Origin of the sequence: uncultured Campylobacter sp. (genome assembly GCF_938045595.1) — a bacterium.
Classification (GTDB): Bacteria; Campylobacterota; Campylobacteria; order Campylobacterales; family Campylobacteraceae; genus Campylobacter_B.
In genome coordinates this window covers 1-16976 of record NZ_CALIBB010000012.1, presented here as the reverse complement: position 1 = coordinate 16976, position 16976 = coordinate 1, and the positions used below count along the sequence as shown (strand labels likewise).

16 protein-coding genes and 1 other RNA gene are annotated in these 16976 nt (G+C 42.3%); 5 read left to right on the top strand and 12 right to left on the bottom strand.

The window, feature by feature from the left end; all coding sequences use genetic code 11:
• Positions 1-526: hypothetical protein (locus Q0340_RS00385; RefSeq protein ID WP_298081696.1), on the bottom strand; the 526-nt coding region annotated here is incomplete at its 3' end.
• 127 nt (positions 527-653) lie between these two features.
• Here Q0340_RS00385 and Q0340_RS00380 point away from each other — a divergent pair.
• On the top strand, positions 654-1235 hold the full coding sequence (locus Q0340_RS00380) for a Crp/Fnr family transcriptional regulator (protein ID WP_298081695.1): 582 nt from the start codon (positions 654-656) through the stop codon (positions 1233-1235).
• Positions 1236-1382: 147 nt separating this feature from the next.
• Here the strand turns inward: Q0340_RS00380 and Q0340_RS00375 are convergent, their stop codons facing one another.
• On the bottom strand, positions 1383-1790 hold the full coding sequence (locus Q0340_RS00375) for a DUF805 domain-containing protein (RefSeq protein WP_297881674.1): 408 nt from the start codon (positions 1788-1790) through the stop codon (positions 1383-1385).
• A gap of 297 nt (positions 1791-2087) precedes the next feature.
• Positions 2088-3116, bottom strand: coding sequence for a hypothetical protein (locus Q0340_RS00370; protein WP_298081694.1), 1029 nt, complete (start codon positions 3114-3116; stop codon positions 2088-2090).
• A 97-nt stretch (positions 3117-3213) separates the two neighbouring features.
• Here Q0340_RS00370 and Q0340_RS00365 point away from each other — a divergent pair, with 97 nt between their 5' ends.
• A complete protein-coding gene (locus Q0340_RS00365) occupies positions 3214-4017 on the top strand; it encodes a transporter substrate-binding domain-containing protein (protein ID WP_291938864.1) in 804 nt (267 codons plus the stop codon).
• A gap of 226 nt (positions 4018-4243) precedes the next feature.
• Positions 4244-5056: a transporter substrate-binding domain-containing protein gene (locus Q0340_RS00360; protein WP_297987633.1), complete on the top strand. Its 813-nt coding sequence runs from the start codon at positions 4244-4246 to the stop codon at positions 5054-5056.
• A gap of 439 nt (positions 5057-5495) precedes the next feature.
• On the opposite strand, the gene Q0340_RS00355 is transcribed toward Q0340_RS00360, so the two are convergent.
• The 3 genes from Q0340_RS00355 to Q0340_RS00345 all read right to left on the bottom strand — a co-directional run bounded on the left by Q0340_RS00355 (position 5496) and on the right by Q0340_RS00345 (position 8481).
• Positions 5496-6083, bottom strand: a complete 588-nt coding sequence (locus Q0340_RS00355) for an HAD-IB family hydrolase (RefSeq protein WP_297881678.1) — start codon at positions 6081-6083, stop codon at positions 5496-5498.
• Positions 6084-6194: 111 nt separating this feature from the next.
• Positions 6195-7997: a translational GTPase TypA gene (gene typA / locus Q0340_RS00350; protein WP_297881489.1), complete on the bottom strand. Its 1803-nt coding sequence runs from the start codon at positions 7995-7997 to the stop codon at positions 6195-6197.
• A gap of 64 nt (positions 7998-8061) precedes the next feature.
• Positions 8062-8481, bottom strand: a complete 420-nt coding sequence (locus Q0340_RS00345; RefSeq protein ID WP_298081693.1) for a hypothetical protein — start codon at positions 8479-8481, stop codon at positions 8062-8064.
• A 47-nt stretch (positions 8482-8528) separates the two neighbouring features.
• On the opposite strand from Q0340_RS00345, the gene ffs reads away from it, so the two are divergent.
• Positions 8529-8626: signal recognition particle sRNA small type (gene ffs / locus Q0340_RS00340), an RNA gene on the top strand.
• Positions 8627-8629: 3 nt separating this feature from the next.
• Here the strand turns inward: ffs and Q0340_RS00335 are convergent.
• The 6 genes from Q0340_RS00335 to dnaA all read right to left on the bottom strand — a co-directional run bounded on the left by Q0340_RS00335 (position 8630) and on the right by dnaA (position 16558).
• Positions 8630-9865, bottom strand: a complete 1236-nt coding sequence (locus Q0340_RS00335) for an HD domain-containing protein (protein ID WP_298081692.1) — start codon at positions 9863-9865, stop codon at positions 8630-8632.
• A complete protein-coding gene (gene queF, locus Q0340_RS00330; protein WP_298081691.1) occupies positions 9862-10242 on the bottom strand; it encodes a preQ(1) synthase in 381 nt (126 codons plus the stop codon). Before queF ends, Q0340_RS00335 begins: the two co-directional genes overlap by 4 nt.
• A complete protein-coding gene (locus Q0340_RS00325; RefSeq protein ID WP_298081690.1) occupies positions 10242-11672 on the bottom strand; it encodes an EAL domain-containing protein in 1431 nt (476 codons plus the stop codon). Before Q0340_RS00325 ends, queF begins: the two co-directional genes overlap by 1 nt.
• Positions 11672-13984, bottom strand: a complete 2313-nt coding sequence (gene gyrB / locus Q0340_RS00320) for a DNA topoisomerase (ATP-hydrolyzing) subunit B (protein WP_298081689.1) — start codon at positions 13982-13984, stop codon at positions 11672-11674. Before gyrB ends, Q0340_RS00325 begins: the two co-directional genes overlap by 1 nt.
• 9 nt (positions 13985-13993) lie before the next feature.
• On the bottom strand, positions 13994-15073 hold the full coding sequence (dnaN, locus tag Q0340_RS00315; RefSeq protein ID WP_298081688.1) for a DNA polymerase III subunit beta: 1080 nt from the start codon (positions 15071-15073) through the stop codon (positions 13994-13996).
• Positions 15074-15229: 156 nt separating this feature from the next.
• Positions 15230-16558 carry a chromosomal replication initiator protein DnaA gene (dnaA, locus tag Q0340_RS00310; protein WP_297997255.1) on the bottom strand — a complete coding sequence of 443 codons (1329 nt, stop codon included), beginning with the start codon at positions 16556-16558 and terminating at the stop codon, positions 15230-15232.
• A gap of 110 nt (positions 16559-16668) precedes the next feature.
• Between dnaA and ruvC the strand changes: the two genes are divergently transcribed.
• Positions 16669-16976 (top strand): crossover junction endodeoxyribonuclease RuvC (gene ruvC / locus Q0340_RS00305; RefSeq protein ID WP_298081687.1); only part of this gene is annotated, 308 nt, incomplete at its 3' end.

Sequence of the window (16976 nt, the reverse complement as noted above, 5' to 3'; positions counted from 1 at the left end):
TCAAATTTAAATCGTCGCCCTCGAGCGCTACGTAGTTTGCATTGATCATCTCTTGTAAATTTGCAGGCCACTGATTTGCCGTGAAGCTCTTTGGCTCATGCAGGCGGTGACACGCCGAGCAGATCTGCTCGTAGTTCGTCTTTGCCTCCGCATAAAGAGCCTTAGCGTCCTTGGCTACGGCATCCGAGCCGACCTCGTAAACCCCCTCCGCCTCATACCAGATCTCGCCGTAATCGTCCTCGAGCTTTTTGCCCTTTTTAAAATTCGCTTCGGCTTCGTTCGTAAAAATCGCGTAAATTTCAGCTTCTTTCATATTTTTTTGGATTTGAAGCTGATAGTTTTCGCTCACGACGCCTTTAATTTTAATCTTGGCAACGCCGCCATCGCTGGATATTACCTCGATCGGCGTTAAAATTTGAACCTCGCCGATTGCTTTGCCGTCTTGCGAGATCGTAGCGGTTTTAGAGATCACCTCGCCGCCGAAAAGCGAACACGCACAGATAAATGAGATAAAAATTTTCCTCATAAAGTATCCTTTCTAGGTTGTCTTTAACGCGAATTATAAATCAAAGATAAATTTAAATTTGTCGCGATTGCGACGAATTTATCCTTTTTATGTAAAATTTACGTGAAATTTTACGCAAAGAGCTACTATGATAGATAGACTAAATAACGATTACAGCGAGAAATTCGACTTTTTAAGTAAGGAGCGGATTGCTAAATTTAGGCGCGAAAGCTACGCTCACGGCGACGTGATCTACGCGCAGAAGTTTAAATTTATCATTCTGCTGCGCGGCAGGGCGAAGCTAAACTGCTACGAAAACGGCAAGGAATTTATCTTTAGCTTCGTAAAAAGCGGCGCCTACGTCTGCTTGGATAAAAACACGAGCCTTGAAATTTTAAGCGACTGCGAGACGCTGCAGATCAATATCTCGGAGCTTTTCGAGCTGCTTGGAGACGAGTTTGCAAGCTCGATCATAAACGCGCTTATCAAAAATATCTACTCACAGCGGATTTTGATCAAAGAGATCGTCTTTGCAAAAATCCAGACGCGGATTTTAAATTTTTTAAATCGCATCGCAAACGCAGATAAGATCGTGGAGCTTCCCTTTAATATAATGACGCTGGCAAGCCTACTTGGAGCGCCTCGCCAAAACGTCTCCTCGGCGATTACGAAGCTAGTAAATGACAAAAAGATCGTGAAATTAAAGGGCAATAGGATTAAAATTTTATAGTTTGGATCTGCGCCGCGGTCTAAATTTAGACGAAAAGGATTATTTTAAGCGGAACCGCCTCATAAGACAAAGGGCTAAACCCAAAATGGGATTAGCCCTAAATTTAGCTTATTTGCGAAGCTTATGTATGTGCTGCAAAGCTATGGATTAAAAAATAGAGCCTCTGCTTGCAGGTCGCAACGAATCGTCTCCAAAGCGGTTGCCTCCGTTAGTGCCTTGCTGGATAAAAAATACGATCAATACGATCGAACCTATTATCGGGACAAAAATTAACAGATAAAACCAGCCGCTTCTATCGGTATCGTGCAGGCGCCTTACCGCTACGGCGATAGAAGGTAAAAGTATTGCCAATAAAAAGATTGAGTTAATGAAACCGATCATTCTACCGGAACTCGTAACGGCATAGGTGCCTAAAAAGCCATCCAATACTAACGTTACGATTCCTAAAAGTGCCGCAAATAATGCAAACCACCAGTACTCTGAACGTGGTGCACGCCCCTCAAAATTGCAATAATTCTCTTTGAGACAAGTGCGAACAGACTCTATAAAAGTCATCTCAAACTCCTTTTTAAAAATAAGATAAATTATATAACAATGGCACTTAAATTTGTCCTTTATATTGATTAAATTTTAAAATTTACCTTCGCCGCCGCGCTGTCTGGCAAATACATTAAAATTTATCTCGAATGAACTTAATAGCGAGCTGTTTGATAAGCGGAGGAGAGTAGGTTAGGCGGAACAAATTTTGCTTTTTCGCTCGCGTTAAATGACAAAGTAGGGCGGCTGCGACTGGCGCAATTATAATAGCGATTTTATCCGCTTGCCACGCCGTAGCTGCTCAAATTTTAAAATTTACTTCTCTTTGCGGCTTAAAATTTTAGAAATTTTTGCAGCGTCGTAAGTTTTTGCCTGCACTTTTAGAAACTCGCAAAGCCCCTTCTGCTTGCAAAGGCCGCGAGAGAGCAAAAACTCCGCCGTCATCTCGTCATCCAGCACCACAGCTACTTTGATAAGCGTTTCGATCTCCTTTTTATCGATGCTTGCAAAGCTTTGGAATTTTAAAATTTCGTCCAAATAGCATAATCTCCCATCGCGGAATTCTTTAAATTTGGTGCCCGCGGCAAACTCCCTCGCAGCAAGCGGCAGCGCCTCTTTATATCCGAGAATGGAAACGTTATTGTCGCTTAAAAATATTAATTCGCTGCCCGCAACCGAGCCGACCACGTCTTTCGTATCTCGCGCGCCGTTTGCGATCAAAAACTTAAATGCCTCGAAATTATCGTTTGCCGCGGCATCTCGCAGCAGCCCGCTAGCCTTGACGTCCGCGCCGTTTCGCACCAAAAGCTCTAAAAGCCGCATCGCATCGGCTTTATCAAAATGGTAAAGCTTCGCTATCTCGCTGCTAAATTTCGAGCCGAAAAAGATCGCGAGCTTTAGCGGCGAGAAATAACCGCCGTCTCCGCCGTAATTGAGATTTAGTTTAAATTTAAGGATTTTTTCTATCCGCTCGAAGTCGAATTTTGAATTTCGCAGTACCTTCGGATTAAAAATAAAAGCGGTGAAAATTCTATCTTTAAACTCCCCGAAATCCTCGTCGATCCTGCCCCTGTTTTGCGCCGCGAATTCTAAAAGCGCATCCAAGCCCGCATCGATCTGCTCGTCGCTGGCGTTATCGTCATATACGACCTCAAAATTTGGCTGCGGCAAATTTGACGCCACCTGCTGCGTAGTAGAAGTCGCCGCATCCTCTTTAGCGGCACCGAAAGCGCAGCCCGCAAGTAAAAGCCACAAAAAGATAAAATTTTTCATATTGCCCTCGCTTAAATTTTGCGCGATTATATCAAATCTAAGGCTAAATTTAACGGCGTCTTGAAATTTCATAAAAAGCAAACGGCAAATAAATTTAGCCTAAAAAAGCACCTTTTGATTTTAATTTCGCTAGAATTAGCCGTAAATAACCTAAACAAAGGAGCGGCAAATGAAACTACTTTTTACTTTGATCTTGCTTTGTGCGGGGCTTTTTGCAAACACGCTGCAAGAGATCAGAAATAGCGGCGTCATTAGAGTAGGCGTCAGAGACGGCAGACCGCCTTTTAGCGAGATTAGCGGTGGTAAATTTGAAGGCTTTGAGATCGAGCTTGCCAATGCGATCGCAAAGGCGATTTTCGGTGCCAAACAAGGCGAAGTGCAGTTCGTCTCTCTAAGCGCCGCCGATCGCGTCTCGTATCTAGTCAATAATAAAGTCGATATAGTTGCAGCTACCTTCGTAATCGATTCGGCGCGCAAAAATCATGTAGACTTCTCGATGCCGTATTTTTCGACCAATCTCGGCGTACTAACTCGCAAAGCGGACGCCATCAAAGATATATCGCGTTTGCGCGATATGAGGCTCATAACCGAAGAGGGCACGACCGTAGATAATTACCTCAAAAAAGAGAAATTTAGCAACGTAAGCTACTGCAAAAACACAAGCGAATGCTACGCGATGATCCGTGACGGCAAAGCCGACGGATACGTCAATCTAAATATCACGGTGCTAGCCTACGCCGTCGTGGACGATACGCTCGAAGTACCGTTTCAAAACTTCGGTAAGCCCGATTTCATCGGTATTGGCGTGCAAAAAGGAAATAAGGAGCTACTTGATTTCATCAACGCAGAGCTTGTAAAACTAAGCAAAGAGGGCTTTTTCAAAAAGGCTTATCAGGACACTTTCGAGCCTTTTTACCGCGGTACGGCGGATAAAAAATACTTCCTTTTAGATGGAATTTATGACTTGCTATAAAAGCGAGCTAGGAATTAAAATATAAAATTTATCGAAGGCAGTTTGCATAACGAATAAATCTTGGGATTTAAAATTTTTCAAATTCGCTAAATTTTAAATCCCCACTTCGCCCCTAAATTTCAAACCTACATACGCGCGGTAATTAAATTTTAAACCGCTTGCATTTATTTTCTCTAAAATATATAGTGCTATAATTATTTCAAAACTAAAAAGTAGGGGGCTTTTTATGAGATTACTTTTTATTTTAGCCTTATTTTGCGCTAGCATTTTTGCAAATACACTAGATGAAATCAGGCAGGCAGGGGTTATCAGAGTAGGCGTGCGCGAAGGTCGTCCGCCGCTAAGCGAGTCTAATAACGGCAAGTTTGAGGGCTTTGAAATCGAGCTTGCTAGCTCAATCGCCAAAGACATTTTCGGCGATAAAAAGGGCGAAGTGCAGTTCGTAGCCGTCACCGCAGGCGAGAGAATCCCGTTTTTGAAAAATAACAAGGTCGATATGGTTATCGGCACCTTTATGATTACGCAAGAGCGTAAGAAGCAGGTGGATTTCTCACTTCCGTATCTATCGGTAAATTTTGGCATTGTAACGCGTAAAGAGGATCAAGTGAAGGACTTCGCACAGGTTCGTGATATGAGAATTTCAATCGAAAAAAATCCCAACGGCTCGATGACCGAGCGCTATCTACGCAAAGAGAAATTTAGTAATTTAGTTTACTGCAAAAATACCTCCGAGTGCTATGCGATGATGAAGGACGGCAGAGCCGACGGCTACGCCAACGACAACATCATCGTCCTAGCCTATGCCGTCGTGGACGATACGCTCGAAGTGCCGTTTAAAAACCTAGGCGCGGCGGAATTCTTAGGCGTCGGCGTGCAAAAAGGCAATCAAAGCCTGCTTGATTTCATCAATGCCGATCTAATCAAGCTAAGCAAAGAGGGCTTTTTCAAAAAGGCTTATGAGGACACTTTCGAGCCGTTTTATCGCGGCACTGCGGATAAAAAATACTTCCTGCTAGACGGAATTTATAATATGCTTTAGACCTTAGAATTCTAAGGCGCGGAATTTTGAAATTTTAAAATTCCGCTTCGCACACGGCGAGTGGAATTCTGAAATCTGCAAATTTTGAAATTTTGGCAACCAATAAATTCCGTAAAATTTTAAATTTTATCTTACGCTCGGTTTCAAAATATCTATTCTATTCGGAACGAAATTCCACGCTACGATAAAATTTTAAAATTTTATGCACGACGGAATTTTAGAATTTTATCTGCACCAAGAATTTTAAAATCCCGTGCTGCAACACAATTTCGTAACTCATGGCTTTTGCGCTGTGATAAAATATAAAATTTATCGTGCGGTATAGAATTCCGCAGATAAGCGCGATAAATTTAAAAGGATAAAATTCTGCGTGAGGAGAAATCTAGCTCTCAGCAAAAGCGCAGTCGCCGCAGATACTATTAGCTTTCAGCGTTAAATTTTACTCAAACGCCTTGTAGTGCGCCTCATCGGCAAACTCGAGCATCTCGCGATCGCCTCTGCTGTCGCCGTAAGCGATGACGCGATCAAACGCGCTCACGTCATATGCTGCGCGCACGCGAGCGACCTTTTGCGCGCCGTAGCAGTTCTGCCCCTCGATCTCGCCCGTGATGATGCCGCCTTTGCGCCGTATTTTAGTGCCTAAAAGCTCTAAGCCCTGCGCATCGCACCACGGACGCAGCCAGTCTTCGAGCGAGGCGGTGACGATGACGATTTTATCGCCCGCGGCTTTGTAGCTTGCGATCTTGTCCATCGCGCTTTGTTTTAGGATATCTTCGATGTGGGTGGTGGAGTATTTTTTGCAAATTTTATCGAATTTATCGGCGCTCATGCCCGCAAAAAAGTAGCCTAGAAGCTTTCTGCGCGTAAAATTATTGCTCGCAAGGCCTAGCTTATACGCCGCTAAAATGGGCGATAGCACCAAAATCCCGCGAAAAAATTTCTTAAATCCGACTACGTAGGCGACGAACTCAAGCAGTGAATCATCTCGCGTGATCGTGCCGTCAAAGTCGAATAAAACAAGATTCATTGCCTCTCCTAGCAAAATTTCAGAAGCGTAAATTTTAAAATTTGCCTATAAAAAAGGTGTGAAATTTAAAGCTAAATTTCACGCCGAATTTTAAAATTTCATTTTGAAATTCTATTTTTTCGCCATTCGTCTGCGCGTCGTAGGGTCTAAGTATCGCTTACGCACGCGGATATTTACGGGCGTAACCTCCACAAGCTCATCCTCCTCGATCCACTCCAGCGCGCGCTCTAAATTTAATGCTCGCGGCGGCACGAGTTTGATCGCATCGTCGCTACCGCTGGCGCGGACGTTGGTTAAATTTTTACCCTTGATCGGATTAACGTCCAGATCGTTCGGACGGCTGTGCTCGCCGATGATCATGCCTAGATAGACCTTTGCCTGCGGAGCGATAAAAAGCACGCCGCGATCTTGCAGGTTCCACAGACTGTATCCTAGCGCCACTCCGTTTTCCATGCTCACGAGCGCGCCGTTTTGTCGCTTCTCGACCGCGCCGATGAAAGGGCGGAATTCCAAAAAGCTATGGTTCATTACGCCTTCGCCGCGAGTATCGGTCAAAAACTGCGAGCGAAAGCCGATAAGACCGCGCGCCGGGATCTCAAACTCCATACGCGTCTGCCCGTCGCCGGTAGGGTTCATCACCTTCATCTCGGCCTTTTTGCGACCGAGCTTTTCGATGACGGTGCCGGTGCAATCATCGGGCGCGTCGATGACTAAGTGCTCGAAAGGCTCACATTTGATGCCGTCAATCTCTTTGATGATAACTTCCGGGCGCCCGAGGCAAAACTCAAAGCCCTCGCGGCGCATATTCTCGGCCAAAATCGTGATCTGCAGCTCGCCGCGACCGCTTACTTTAAATTTACCCTCGCCCGCGTTTTCATAGCGCATCGCGATGTTGGTTTTCATCTCCGCTTCCAAGCGCTCGTCGATCTTATTTGAGGTTACGAATTTGCCCTCCGTGCCCGCCAGCGGTCCGTCATTTACGCTGAAAATTACGCTAAGGGTGGGCTCTTCGATATGTAGCGCATCAAGCGGAATCGGATTATTGGGATCGACGATACTATCGCCTACGTCAAGCGCGTCAAAGCCAGCGATCGCTACGATGTCGCCCGTGCCTGCCGCGTCGATGTCGGCGCGCTCAAGCCCGTTAAAGCCGATGAGTTTTGAAATTCTGCCGTTGATATGCGTGCCATCGGCTTTGGCTAACATAACGCTTTGATTTTTGTTTATCGTGCCGTTGAAAATCCTAGCGATGCCGATCTTACCGACGTAGTTGTCGTAATCGAGCGTAAAAACCTGCAGCTGCAAAGGATTATCGTCACTACCGCTAGGGGTCGGAACGTGAGAGATAATCGTCTCAAAAAGCGGCTTCATGTCGGTGCTCTCATCGCTTAAATCGTATTTTGCATAGCCGTTTTTAGCCGCGGCATAGATAACTGGAAACTCCAGCTGCTCGTCGTTTGCATCAAGCGCTACGAAAAGATCGAAAATTTCATTTACCACGCGGTCCGGATCGGCTGCGGGCTTATCGATTTTATTTACGACTACGATAGGTCTGAGCCCCAAAGATAGCGCCTTTTTCACGACAAATTTTGTCTGCGGCATGACGCCTTCTTGCGCGTCGACGAGCAAAAGTACGCCGTCTACCATTTTTAACACGCGCTCGACCTCGCCGCCGAAATCGGCGTGGCCCGGAGTATCGATAATGTTAATTTTAACGCCGCCGTAGTGGATAGCGGTGTTTTTGGATAGTATCGTAATACCGCGCTCGCGCTCTATGTCGTTGCTATCCATCACGCGCTCGCCGACTTCTTGGTGATTACCAAAGGTGCCGGATTGTTTTAAAAGCTCGTCTACGATAGTGGTCTTGCCGTGATCAACGTGCGCGATAACCGCGATATTTCTGATATTTTCCAAATTTCTCTCCGTTTGCTATTTTAAAGGCTGACGATTATACTAAAAAAATTCTTAAGATAAAAATTTACGAGTACTCTTTGACTTCGCAGACAAAAAACTCATAAACGCGCTGTTGGATCAGCGCATCCTCGTCATCATCTCCGATCAGACGGCGCAGATGCGAAAAATCGATCTTTTTGATATATTTTTTGTTATTTTTGATATCTCTGTCGATCTCTTTTAGAAGCGAGTCTAAATTTAAGTTTTTATAGGTCTTTGCCTTTAAAATATATTCTTTTACGATGGAGACCAACACGCCGATGCGCTGCTCGTCACCCGGATAAATTTCGCCAGCTATATCTTTGATCGTATCGTAATCCTCGTCGGTCTGCTTCTTTTTGGCAAGTAGCATAGCGGCAAAAATTTTGGCTCTGAACTCAATAGAGCGATGATGAGGGATAAAAACCTCGCGAAATACGGATAAAAGATGATTTTTGAAATTCATTTATAACCTTACTTTAAGAAACATTTCCATATAATCCCATTTGCCCTTTCTTAGACCTGTGCAATGCTTTTTTTAGGCACCGCTTCAGGGTAGGAATACAGCAGAGCACTTAGATCTCGCATGTGCCGCAGCCATCTGGGAAGGGGTTTTATAAATCGATCCTATTAAGTCCGAAATGCTCTTTGAAATCCTCGCAAACACTCTGAAAATCGACGCCTTCAATTTTTGGCTTTGATTTGAAAAACTCTAACATCGAATTATACCCGCTAAGCAGCTCCTTGCTTTTCACGCCGTAGCTAATCGAAATCCCCGCCTCAAAAAATGCCGCTAGCTTATCGCAATACTTAAGCGCCTTGCCGTCGATTGCGCGAAATTTATCTTCATTAAACATCTTTAGGCTACCTTCTGCAAATTTAGGCTCCTTGCCTAGCTCGAAGGTGCGGTTTTCAAACTCGTCTTTTATAAATTTACCGCCCTCTTTGCGGATACCCAAAATATAGCTAAAATCATCTCTCATATGCTCGGGTACGAAAGGTAAAATTTTATCGTCTATTAGCCGCATCTCATATTCGCTGATGATGTCGCTAAGGCCCTTGACGCCGTATTTTACGGGGCTAATGATGTCGCGAGTAAGACTTTCTGGCAGATCGTGAAATAGCGCGCAGAAAAAATTATACGCCGTGCGCGAGCGGCACGCACCCACTTCAAGCGAGAAAAAGTAGCTTAAAATCGCGACTACCAGCATGTGTCCTAGCACCGATGTCTCAGGGATGCGCGGTGTCTGCGCCCAGCGCTTTTGAAAACGAAGTCTGCCGCTAAGATCAACTATGCGGGCAAGTTTCTTATTCATCACGATCTTTCGCACACCGATTAGCTCGTAATAATCCTCGAGCTCCTCCTCGACCTTGGCTTTTAGCTCCTCGATATCGTTTAAAAACTGGCTCGTTTGATATACGATGTTAAATTCCCATCGCGTAGAGAGGTAGCTTGCCGCCTTTAAGATCACGGCTTCTTTCTTATGATCTTTGGAATTTAGATATTTTTTAAATCGCTCAAAAAACGCGCCGTTTTGAATAGGCAAAAGATCGCTTTCTAGGACGCTTAAAACCCATTCATTGATCTTTTTTTTCTTGGTTTTTTGTATCTGATGAAAGACGTCCGGGCGGATGTCGGTTACGACGATGCGCGCTAAAAACTCGAAAATCCCCGCTTCTATCACGTAGTTGATATCCACGTCGCGCTCAAAGCTAGCGATAAAATAAGCGATGATAAATTTATGCGCCTGCTTGTCGAGCTCGACTAAACTCACCATCTTTGGGTAATCGTTCCAGCGGCTAATGCTTGCGGATTTAAAAATTTGTTCGACTAAATTTGAGCTTATCATCGGTAAATTTGATCCGAGTTTATTTCGATTACCGTGTGGACGTTGCCGCGCGGATTAAAATCGCCCCTGATTTTCATAAATTTAGGCTTTAGTTTGCTTTGAAGCGCGCCATAAATTTCATTTATGCTATCCTCGTGGCTGATGTAGCGGTTCATAAAGGAATTTATGTAAATTTTAATCGCTTTTAGCTCCACTACGAGTTTATCGGGGATATATTCCAAATAGATCGTCGCAAAATCCGGATATCCAGAGCGCGGGCAGCGGCAGCAAAACTCGGGCAGGGTGATTTTTATTAGATAATCACGCTCCTGTTTATTGGGCCAAACTTCTAAATTTTCAATGTCAAAATTTTTTATCTCCTCTTCGCCGTATCTCACTATGATCTCCTTAAATTAGATATATCATTCGGCTTTTCGACGCAAAATCCTTGAATATAATCGATACCCATTTTATAAAGCTGCATTTGAAATTCCTCTTTGTCAACGAAACGCATTACGGTTTTAATACCCGATTTAGCGCAGGCTTCGTTGATGCCTATAAATATATTTTTAATCTTTTCATCGTCTAAATTTTTGTTAAATTCTATATCATAAACGATAAAATCGACGTTTAGAAATTTTAAATATTCAAAGCTAGCGTTTGAGCCGCCAAACTGCGACAGCGCGAAGCTAAATCCAAGTTCGCGGAATTTAATCAAAATTTCGTCAAAGCGTTTGATCTCCGAATAGATAAGCTTTTCGTTAAACTCAAACACAATCTTTTTCGGATCGATCAGATTATTATCTATTAGCTTTAAAATTTCATTACGAAACTCGTTATTTCGCAGGGTCTGAGGCATGACCTCGATAAAAATTTTAGCGTCAATATCTTTAAAATAGATGATCCTAGAAATCTGCCTCATCATCGAAATATCGTATTTGATGTCATAATGATTTAGAAGCAAAATATCTAAAATTCTACTTTTTGTGATCTTTTCGCCACTTCTTAGATCAAGCTTCGGGATCAAATTTATATGCGATTTTACGCCGTTTTTATCTGCAACGCGCTGATATTTGAAGCTGAAATTTTCACTATCGATCGCTTCCATAACGTCGGCGGAAAATACGTCTATTAATACCTTCTCGACATCGATCGCCTTCTCGCCGTGTTCTTCGTCGTCTAGGTGATTTATCTTATAAAACAGCGCATTTACGATATTATTTAGATTTCGATCATATGAACTTGGAAGCATTGTAAATTCGCTTTTTATCTCTACATTTTTAATCGTTTGACTTGAAATTTTATGCTCGAACATTCGCAAAATATGACTTAAATTTGTAGCTTTTGATTCTACGCCGAATACAAAGTAGCCGTTTATAAAGCGCCCGATCGGAAGGTCCTTAAAACCCTGCTCCGCCATAAAATTTGAAAGTTCCTTACAATACTCGTATAAAATTTCATCGCCGTTTTTATAGCCATATCGATCGTTTATGTCGATGATATTTTTAATTCGCAAAAGAACGATATTTATTTGACGATTTTTAGCTAGATCATTACTTAAAATTTTCTCGATCTCCTCTCGCACGAATACGTGAGTAACGGGATCGATCAGCGTTTTTTGAAAGCCGAAATAAATTTGATAGATGACATAATAAACATAGCAGATCAAAAGTATCAAAAATAAAATTACATCGTCAAATTTGAACTCACCATTTCGGAATAAAATAATTCCGAAAACAATCAAAACGCAGGTAAACGGCACCGAAATTTTAAGTGCTGTTATGAAGCGGTTTTCGCGCTCTTTGGTCTCACTAAATAGAACAGACATTATATATCCAAGTGTTTAACGTCTTTAGCATGATCTTGAATGTAGTTCCTACGCGGTTCAACCTCGTCGCCCATGAAGAGATTAAAAGTATCGCTCGCACTTTGTGCGTCTGTAATGCTGATTTTTAAAAGCCTTCGATTTTCAGGGCTCATAGTGGTTTCCCAAAGCTGCTCCGGATTCATCTCTCCAAGACCTTTGTAACGCTGAATATAAGCGCCTTTTTTCGAGCTTTTTTCGATTTCGTCTAAAATTTCAATAAAATCTTTGCCAAAGCTTACATCCCGATCTTTGATCTTTGAATAAATTTTAATCGCCTCTTCAAAGATATAATTGCCGAATAAATTTTCATCTATCACGAGCTGTTCTAGGCCGCTCGGTGTCTGGACGTAAATTCTAATCCCTTCATCATTTACGTAGGAATTTAAGATATTAAATCCTTCACTCTCAAGACGCGGTTTTAAAATTTTAAATAGCTCTTCATAACCAAGGCTACGCGCTTCGTCGTTTTCTATCAAAAATCTGATCGCGCTAAGCACGCTGAAGCGCTTTTTGAGCTCATTTAGAAGCGAGCGGTAGTTTGAGACTATTTTTAGATAATCGATCAGATCCTCGTTGCCGATACCTTCAAACTCGCCCATATCAATGCCCGTTTCGATCAAAAACTCGCTAAGCGCCTTTTCGTCTTTTAGATAAATTTCTTTTTTGCCCTTTTTATACCTAAAAAGCGGCGGCTGTGCCAGATAAACATAGCCGTTTTCGACAACAGGGCGCAAAAATCTAAAGAAAAAGGTTAGAAGCAGCGTCTGAATGTGGCTGCCGTCAACGTCCGCATCGGTCATAATGATGATTTTGTGATAGCGGAGCTTTTCTTCGTTAAATTCCTCGCCGATACCGCAACCAAAGGCCGTAATCATATTTTTAATCTCTTCAGATTGTAAAATTCTATCCAGCCGCGCCTTTTCTACGTTTAAAATTTTACCTCTAAGCGGCAGGATCGCTTGAAACACGCGGTCTCTTCCCTGCTTCGCCGAACCGCCCGCACTATCACCCTCGACTAGATAAATTTCGCTGATGCTTGCATCCTTACTTTGACAATCGGCTAACTTTCCCGGAAGGGTGCCGACGGAATTTATATTGTCTTTTTTGCGAGTTAGATCGCGCGCTTTTTTTGCCGCTTCGCGACCGCGCGCGGCCAAAAGAGCCTTATTCATAATGGCGCGCGCTTCGATCGGATTTTCTTCAAAATACTTGCTAAGCACCTCAAACGCCATCTTTTGCACGATCGGCTTAACGTAGCTGGAACCTAATTTTCCCTTAGTCTGTCCCTCAAACTGCGGTTCGGGAACCTTTACGCTAATTACCGCGATAAGTCCCTCGCGAACGTCGTCGCCGGTGATCTTCGTGTCTTTTTCACGCGCAGCCGCATTTGCCGCTACATAATTTGTTATCGCGCGCGTAAGACCCGCTCTAAAACCCGCCTCGTGAGTACCGCCGTCCGGAGTTTTGATATTATTTACGAAGCTTAATAAATTTTCGTTATACGTTTCGTTATACATCAGCGCAAAATCAACCATAACATCATCCGCGCTATCACTAAACGATACGGCTTTGGATATGGCAGGCGCTTTATTCATATCGTTTACGAAGCTTTCCAAGCCACCTTCAAAGTGAAAGTGCTCGTCCCTGCCCGTGCGATTATCTTTAAAATTTATCGTAATTTTTGGATTTAGATACGCTAGCTCGCGAAATCTTTTTGATAAAATTTCATCATCAAACTCTAAAATTTCAAAAATTTCGCCGTCGGGCCAAAACTCGATCGTAGTGCCCGTGCGATTAGTAGTTTTTATCTTTTCAAGCTCGGTAGTAGGAATTCCTTTGGCAAATTCTTGTCTATAAATATTTCCGTCGCGTTTGATCGTAGCAACTAGCTTTTTTGAGAGTGCATTTACAACGCTAACGCCAACGCCGTGCAGACCGCCGGAAACTTTATAAGTGTCTTTGTCAAATTTACCGCCTGCGTGAAGCACCGTAAGAACCACCGTCGCGGCAGGAATTTTTTCAGTCGGATGTATATCGACGGGAATCCCACGACCGTTATCGCTAACGATACAGCTTCCTTCGCTAGTGATCTCGACATCGATTATGTCACAGTAACCTGCCATCGCCTCGTCGATCGAATTATCTACAACCTCATAAATCATATGATGAAGTCCGCCGATATTGGTGTCTCCGATATACATTCCGGGGCGCTTTCTAACAGCCTCAAGACCTTTTAAAACTTTAATATTACTAGCGCCGTAATTTTGCTTCATAATTTTCCTTTAAATATTATTTATCGGCATGACGACCGTTTTTAAGCCATCCGCGCTAAGCACGAACGCCGTATCGGAGCTGTTAAAATCAAGCTCAAAAATTTCACTCTCAATATTACTTAAAAAATCAAGCAGAAAGCGGTTTTTCACGCCAAAAACTATCTCGCCGTTTATCTCGATCGTCGCTTCAATTTCGGTCTTTGCCTCGGAATTATCCTCGTTGATGCTCTCAAAAATCATTCCGTCCTTTTTAATGGTAACCTTCATCTCCTCGCACATCGCGTTTATCGCTCGCACTCCGCTTACCATCTTATCGCGTGGGATTGAAATTTTATACGCCGTATCGCTTGGGATAACGCGCTCGTAGTTTGGAAATTTACCGTTGATGAGCTTCGTAAAAAATTCAAAATTCTCGCTCACCGCTAGCAGCACGTTTTCGTCGTAGTAAATTTTAATTTTGTCCGAAAATAGCTTTTGAATTTCGCCTATCGCCTTTTTAGGGATTAAAATTTTAGTATCTAGCTCGCCAGCTTTTGATTGAGTAATCAGCTTATAAACGCTAAGTCGCTTCGTATCGGTTCCGACTAAATTTATAAAGCCCTCTTTTACGTCGATTAAGGCTCCGTTTAGCTCATATTTTGGATTGTTGGTGTCGATCGACGGATATATTTTTTTAAGGCTTCTGCCTAAAATTCCAGCATTTACGTCAAAGCTGTTTTTGCCTTCTACCGCAGGAAAGTTTGGAAAATCCCTCGTTTCAAACATAGGAAGCTTGTACTTTGATTTTTTTTGCTTTACAAATAGCGCTCCATTTACGGTTTCTAAAGTAACGTTATCGTCGCTTAGACCTTTTATGACGCTAAGAAGCTTACCGCCGTTTGCCGTGGCTTCGCCTTCCGTTTCTATTGAGACATTTTGAAGATTATAGCTTAGTCCGATTTCGTGATCGGTAGCTTTTATACTAAAAATTCCATCTTTTGCACTCATTAAAAGATGCGAAGTTATCGAGCTTAGATCTTTTTTATCAAGATAGGAGCTAGTATTTGAAACTATCTCTTCTAAAAGTTTTTTAGTGATTAACACTTTCATATTTTTATCCTTTTAAATTTTTATTGTTGTAATAGTTGGTAAGAGGTTTTTGTGAAAAACTTATCCTAAAGCTTGTCTTTAGGTAGTTTATCCAGTGAGTAAGTAGCTTTGTTTTATTCACTTTCATTCACCTTTTTTGCTTTATTTTCATAAAGTCTAAATTTCATTCTTATCCTTTTTGGTTATTTTGTTTTTTAGTTCTTCGATCTTTATTTTTAACATCTCATCGGTTTGAATGAGTTCGTTGATTTTTTTGATATTTTTGCTGATGGCGCTGTGATCTTTTAGATTAAAAAATGCGGCGATTTTTGGCATTGAGTTTTGAGTTAACTGTTTGGTTAGATATATGCAAATTTGGCGCGCTTCGACGACGTTTTTAGCTCGCGTTTTGCTCTTTAGCTCGCTAGGTTTTACGTTCAGTTCTTTTGAAATCACCTCTATGACGTGTTCAAGGCTCACGCTTGAATATTTTTGATGGATCTGATCTTGAAGCGTACTTTTGGTAAATTCCAGCGTGATCTTTGTGCGAAGTATTGAGGAGTAGGCGTTTAGTTTGTTTATTGCGCCTTCGATTTCGCGGATATTATCGCCCATATTTGCGGCGATATATTCTACGACATCGTGTGGAATTCTAACGCGGTTTTCTTCGCTCTTTTTATTGATAATAGCGATTTTAGTTTCTAGATCCGGCGGGGTTATGTTTGCTATTATGCCGCTTTCAAATCGCGTTGTGAGGCGACTTTCAAAGCCTTTTAAGAATTTCGGCGGCAGATCGTTGGTAAGGACGATTTGGCAGTTTTTGTCTTTTAGCTCGTTAAAGGTATAAAAAAGTTCCTCCTGAGCCTTATCGCGCCCGATTAAAAACTGAATATCGTCGATGAGTAAAACGTCGCAGTTGCGGTATTTTTGTTTAAATTTATCGATTGAATTGTTTTTTAGATTAAAGACAAAATCATTGGCAAACTGCTCGCTAGTGACGCAGATGACTGTCTTTCCCTTTTTAATGCAGTAATTTCCGATTGATTGAAGTAGGTGGGTTTTGCCAAGTCCGCTAGGTCCGTAGATAAAGAGCGGATTAAAGCGAATTCCGGGCTCTTTTGCGACGGATACCGAACACTCGAAGGCAAACTTATTCGAATCGCCGATGATAAAATTTTCGAAGTTGTAATTTTCGCTTAAAATGGTGCTTTTAGGCTTTTCAGAGATGATTTTTACCTTTTCTTTCGGCGAAATTTTAGCCTTTGAGGTGATTTTGACGATCACGTCGTTGAGCCCGAACTGTTTTTTGATAAGCTCTTTTATCTTCGTGCCGTATTTTGTCTGCGCGTATTTAGCAATAAACTCGTTAGTTGCGTTGTAGATGAAAAATTCCGGTGTCGAGTTTTTATCGTTAAATTTCAAATTTTTGATGTATCTAGAGTATTCGGTAGGTAAAATTTCCTTCTCCAAATTCGATAAAATTTCTTGTGCTTGCGACGTCGCCATAAAATTCCCTTACAAATTAGATTAAGATTTTAGCTAAATTTCGCTAAATTTGCGGTAAATTTAAGTTTATTCACTTGTGATTAAGCCGTGAATAAGCGTGAAAGAGGGTTATGAAAATTTTAGGAATCGATCCCGGAACTAGAAATTTAGGCTATGCGATTTTGGAAAAAGATGTGAATAAAATCGTTCTTATCGAGGCGGGACTTGTGAAAATGAAGGCCGAAAACGTGCAATTTCAAATGACGCAGATGAGCGAGGCGATCGATCAAATTTTTAGCGCTCATAAGATCGATGAGGTCGTGATAGAATCGATGTTTTATGCCTATAATCCGCAATCTGTTTTAAAGCTCGCTCAATTTCGCGGCGCACTGGCTCTTAAAATTTTACAAATTTTTGGAAATTTTGCCGAATATACGCC

What these genes read in the sequence shown, in the direction of transcription:
- Q0340_RS00360 (WP_297987633.1), top strand. Translation starts at nt 4,244, where the DNA reads ATGAGATTACTTTTTATTTTAGCCTTATTTTGCGCTAGCATTTTTGCA.
- Q0340_RS00345 (WP_298081693.1), bottom strand. Translation starts at nt 8,481, where the DNA reads ATGAATTTCAAAAATCATCTTTTATCCGTATTTCGCGAGGTTTTTATC.
- Q0340_RS00365 (WP_291938864.1), top strand. Translation starts at nt 3,214, where the DNA reads ATGAAACTACTTTTTACTTTGATCTTGCTTTGTGCGGGGCTTTTTGCA.
- Q0340_RS00370 (WP_298081694.1), bottom strand. Translation starts at nt 3,116, where the DNA reads ATGAAATTTCAAGACGCCGTTAAATTTAGCCTTAGATTTGATATAATC.
- dnaA (WP_297997255.1), bottom strand. Translation starts at nt 16,558, where the DNA reads ATGGCGACGTCGCAAGCACAAGAAATTTTATCGAATTTGGAGAAGGAA.
- Q0340_RS00380 (WP_298081695.1), top strand. Translation starts at nt 654, where the DNA reads ATGATAGATAGACTAAATAACGATTACAGCGAGAAATTCGACTTTTTA.
- Q0340_RS00325 (WP_298081690.1), bottom strand. Translation starts at nt 11,672, where the DNA reads ATGTCTGTTCTATTTAGTGAGACCAAAGAGCGCGAAAACCGCTTCATA.
- Q0340_RS00355 (WP_297881678.1), bottom strand. Translation starts at nt 6,083, where the DNA reads ATGAATCTTGTTTTATTCGACTTTGACGGCACGATCACGCGAGATGAT.
- dnaN (WP_298081688.1), bottom strand. Translation starts at nt 15,073, where the DNA reads ATGAAAGTGTTAATCACTAAAAAACTTTTAGAAGAGATAGTTTCAAAT.
- gyrB (WP_298081689.1), bottom strand. Translation starts at nt 13,984, where the DNA reads ATGAAGCAAAATTACGGCGCTAGTAATATTAAAGTTTTAAAAGGTCTT.
- Q0340_RS00375 (WP_297881674.1), bottom strand. Translation starts at nt 1,790, where the DNA reads ATGACTTTTATAGAGTCTGTTCGCACTTGTCTCAAAGAGAATTATTGC.
- Q0340_RS00335 (WP_298081692.1), bottom strand. Translation starts at nt 9,865, where the DNA reads ATGATAAGCTCAAATTTAGTCGAACAAATTTTTAAATCCGCAAGCATT.